Source organism: Sphingomonas bacterium (assembly GCF_903643065.1).
Lineage (GTDB): Bacteria > Pseudomonadota > Alphaproteobacteria > Sphingomonadales > Sphingomonadaceae > Sphingomonas.
Genome location: NZ_CAHJWX010000399.1, coordinates 1 through 2,908 on the forward strand (window position 1 = coordinate 1; position 2,908 = coordinate 2,908).

4 protein-coding genes are annotated in these 2,908 nt (G+C 67.7%); 2 read left to right on the top strand and 2 right to left on the bottom strand.

The genetic code is table 11. The features are described 5' to 3' along the window. A partial coding sequence (locus HUU95_RS12785; protein ID WP_174280450.1) for a flavin reductase family protein occupies positions 1–335 on the bottom strand: 335 nt, incomplete at its 3' end. 59 nt (positions 336–394) lie between these two features. On the opposite strand from HUU95_RS12785, the gene HUU95_RS12790 reads away from it, so the two are divergent. Both HUU95_RS12790 and HUU95_RS12795 read left to right on the top strand, forming a co-directional pair. Continuing rightward, on the top strand, positions 395–1,102 hold the full coding sequence (locus HUU95_RS12790; RefSeq protein WP_254602791.1) for a cytochrome b/b6 domain-containing protein: 708 nt from the start codon (positions 395–397) through the stop codon (positions 1,100–1,102). Further along, positions 1,099–1,845: a molybdopterin-dependent oxidoreductase gene (locus HUU95_RS12795; RefSeq protein WP_174280452.1), complete on the top strand. Its 747-nt coding sequence runs from the start codon at positions 1,099–1,101 to the stop codon at positions 1,843–1,845. The genes HUU95_RS12790 and HUU95_RS12795 overlap by 4 nt, the downstream gene beginning before the upstream one ends. Positions 1,846–2,518: 673 nt before the next feature. Here HUU95_RS12795 and HUU95_RS12800 read toward each other — a convergent pair. Continuing rightward, the coding region (locus HUU95_RS12800) for an OmpA family protein (RefSeq protein ID WP_174280453.1) at positions 2,519–2,908 on the bottom strand (390 nt) is incomplete at its 5' end.

The following is a 2,908-nucleotide window of genomic DNA, read 5'->3' on the forward strand; positions in this document are numbered from 1 at the left end:
GCCGCCGCGATCCCCGCCAGCGCGAACTCGTCCTCGTCGGTCGCCGCCGAGCTCGCGTTCATCGCGTCGGCCAGGTCGCGCGTCACCAGGTTCCACGTGAACTCGCCCGTCGCTTCGGCATTGGCGACCGAGTCCTTCCGCCCGATCGACGAGAAGCCGATCAACGGCGGCCGGTAGTTGAACAGGTTGAAAAAGCTGTACGGTGCCAGGTTGCGCTTGCCCTCGCGCGAGACCGTCGAAATCCAGCCGATCGGGCGCGGCGCGACGATCGCGGCGATCGGATCATGCGGGAGCCCATGGCCCTGTGCGGGTTCGTAGAAATGCCAGTCGGTCATCGCCCCCGCGAACGCGCGACCGCATGACACGGGGGCGACGCGTCCCTATCTTCCCGGGCATGGCCGATCCCGCCCCCGTTTTCCGCCATCGCCTCGCTACCCGGCTGTGGCATTGGACCAACGTCGTCGCGGTGTTCGTGATGATCGGCAGCGGGCTGATGATCTCCAACGCCCACCCGCATCTTTATTGGGGGGTGTACGGCGCCAATTTCGACCGACCCTGGTTCAGCCCGCCCGCTTTTCCGGGCTGGCTGACCATTCCGTCCTCTTATAATCTGGCGTTGGGCCGGCGCTGGCACCTTCTGTTCGCGCTGGTGCTGGCGTTCAACCTGTTGTGGTTCATGGTCGCGGGCGTCGCCAACCGGCATTTCATCCGCGACCTGCGCATCCGGCTCGCCGAGCTGCGTCCCGCCCATGTCTGGGCCGATGTCCGCGAGCACCTCGCCTTCCGTTTCCATGACGCCGCGCATCCGGAGCGGATGAACCTGTTGCAAAAGCTCGCCTATGCGCTCGCGCTGTTCGTGCTGCTGCCGGGCACCATCGCGACCGGGCTGGCGCTGTCGCCGGGTTGGGACGCCGGCGCGCCCTGGCTGCTGGCGGTGCTCGGCGGCCGCGCGAGCGCGCGCTCGCTTCATTTCCTCGCCTGCTGGGGGCTGATCGGCTTCATCGTCGTGCATCTGGTGCTGGTGATCCTGGCGGGCCCGGTGCGCGAGGTGCGGTCGATGATCACCGGTTGGTTCCGCCCGTATCCGGAGGAGCTGCGATGATCCTGTCGCGACGTCATCTGGTCGCGGGCGGCGCCGGGCTGTTGCTTGGCGCGTGCGACAAGGTCCAGAACTGGGCGCCGGCGCGCCGCATCCTCGAATCGGGCGACAAGATCAACTGGCACCTGCAGCGCGCGCTGATCGACCGCGCCGCGCTGGCGCCCGAATACCGGCCCGATCAAATCTCGCCGGTGTTCCGCCAGAACGGGTCGCAGAACCCGAACACGCCTGCATACAACGCGCTGGTCGCGAGCGGCTTTGCGGATTGGCGGCTGCGGGTCGGCGGTCTCGTCCGCCAGCCGCTCGCGCTGAGCCTTGCGCAGCTGCACGGCTTGCCCGCCCGCGCGCAGATCACGCGTCACGATTGCGTCGAGGGGTGGAGCGCGATCGGCCAGTGGCGCGGGCCGCTACTGGGCACGGTACTCAAGCTCGCCGGCGTGAGACCGGAGGCGCGTTTCGTCGTCTTCCATTGCGCCGACCAGATCGGCGGCACGCCCTATTACGAGTCGATCGACCTGATCGACGCCTTCCATCCGCAGACCATCCTCGCGTTGCAGCTCAACGGCCACCTGCTATCGGTCGGGCACGGCGCGCCGGCGCGGCTGCGCGTCGAGCGGCAGCTCGGCTACAAGCAGGCGAAGTACGTGATGGCGATCGAGGCGGTGCCGACGCTCGCCGGCATTGGCGACGGCAAGGGCGGCTATTGGGAAGACCGGATCGACTACGACTGGTACGCCGGCATCTGAGGACGAGCCACGCTCGTCGCTCGAAGCTGATCAGTCGCCGCTTGATCTGGTCGTTGGGCCGGCTCCACCCAGCGTCGATACCATGTAGCGCGGCTTGATGATGTCGCGACACCGTGTCTCATCGTCGCGCAGGCCGGTGCGCGGGATCAAGCGTTGGACTGGCGCCACCTCGAGAGGGCACGCGTTAGGCTCCGTATGCGGACGATGATCGTCCTGATTGAGGCTGGTGGGGATGGCCTAATCTTGACGTAGCGGAGGAGGGCTACGCATGGTCACGCCACGCGTCCTGAACGTGGATCGGTCCGTCCGTACGCGCTGATCGTAACGATGCGGTCCTCGTTCATTCTGGAAGTCGATCTGGTCCGGCCGGATGAACGCGTGTTCTGCTAGCCCCGCCAACCGCGATCGTCGTTCCATGCCAGCTCGTGCCGGAGCCGCTCCGGTTGGACGCGATCGCCACCGGTGTTGCCAGCCCGGTGGTCAGGCGCGAACGGCTCGCGTGTTCGCCATGAGGCATGGTGGAATGGGAGGCGCCGCCACATCGCGACCATGACGCCGTCAAGCGGTTCGCCGGAGGGTCTGCTGACGTCCGCGCCATCGTCTGCCCGCGACAACGAAAAGGAGGCCGGCCTCGCGGCCGACCTCCCTTCGTGTTCACCCAAAGGCGCGGTGCTTACTGGCCCGAACCCGGGCCGTAGGTCACCTCCACGCGGCGGTTTTGCACCTCGCGGACGCCGTCGGCGGTGTCGACGCGCGGCCGGCTCTCGCCGAACGCCTGCGTCGTGATGACGCCGTCCGGGATCGCATGCGCGGTCAGATAGGCCTTCACCCCGTCGGCGCGGCGCTGCGACAGCCCCACATTGTACGAGGCCGAGCCCGACTTGTCGGCGTGACCCGCCAGCATGACCTGCGCATTGCCGCAGCTCGCATATTGCGTGACCGCATTGTCGAGGATCGACGCGGCCTCCGGCGTGACGTCCGACTTGTTCCACTCGAAGAACACGATGAACGGACCCGGCGAACACACCACGGCCGGCGGCGGCGGAGGCGGGGGCGGCGGGGG